This is a genomic window from Streptomyces sp. T39 (assembly GCF_008042045.1).
Taxonomy (GTDB): domain Bacteria; phylum Actinomycetota; class Actinomycetes; order Streptomycetales; family Streptomycetaceae; genus Streptomyces.
Window position 1 is genome coordinate 1 of sequence record NZ_RDBP01000234.1, and the last position, 856, is coordinate 856.

Annotated in this window: 1 protein-coding gene; it reads right to left on the bottom strand. The window is 69.4% G+C overall.

What is annotated here, in order from left to right; translation table 11 throughout:
* A partial coding sequence (locus EAO77_RS37470) for a stealth family protein (protein WP_187283611.1) occupies window positions 1-856 on the bottom strand: 856 nt, incomplete at both ends.

Sequence of the window (856 nt, forward strand, 5' to 3'; positions counted from 1 at the left end):
CAGCGGGTGCGGCATGTGCTTCATCTTCTGGACGAGCACCTTGCCGTAGCGCTCCTCGATCAGCCGGCGGTTGTTCTTGCCGGCCGCCGCGACCGGCGGGTCGCCCGCGGTCTTCTCGCCGAGCGGTACCAGGGCGGGCGAGGGGAAGAACTTGGTGAGGCCGCTGGAGAGGAAGAAGTCCCCCGGCGTCACCTCGTTGCCGAGCATCACGTCGTCGTTGAAGTAGAGGAAGTGCTCGGACAGGCCCTCGATGYGGTGCAGCTGGCTCTCGATGGCGTGCGAGTTGAACGTCGGCAGCCACTCGGGGTCGGTGAAGATGTCGCGGTGGCTGACGACCTCGATGCCGGGCTGGTCGGTGTCCAGCCACTCGGGGGTCTGGTCGTCCGTCACCAGGTAGATGGTGCGCACCCACGGGGCGAACATCGCCAGCGAGCGCAGCGAGTACCGCAGTTCGTCCCGGTTGCGGAAGCGGACGTCGCCGCTGTCGGCGTCGTCGACGGGCATGTCCATGCGCCGGCGGACGGTGTCCCGCCGCTCGCGCCAGGCCGGGTCGGTGTCGTCGACCCAGGTGTAGACGACGTCGACSGGGAAGTCGACGTCCCACATCAGCTTCTTGGTGAACTGGGTCAGCGTCGGGTAGGCGTGCTCGCCGACCTGGAGCTTCGCGGTGGCCTCGAGCGAGGGCAGCCGGCGGCCGAGGAGGGTGGCGGACCGGGGGCTGTTGCGCCAGCCGTCCTCGTCCTCGTCCCAGAACTCCACGGTGCAGCCGTAGGCGGGCCCGTAGCGCAGGGTCCGGCTCGGGCTCGTCACCGGCTTGAAGACCCGGACGCCGGCGATGTCGCCGACACCCTCCAGC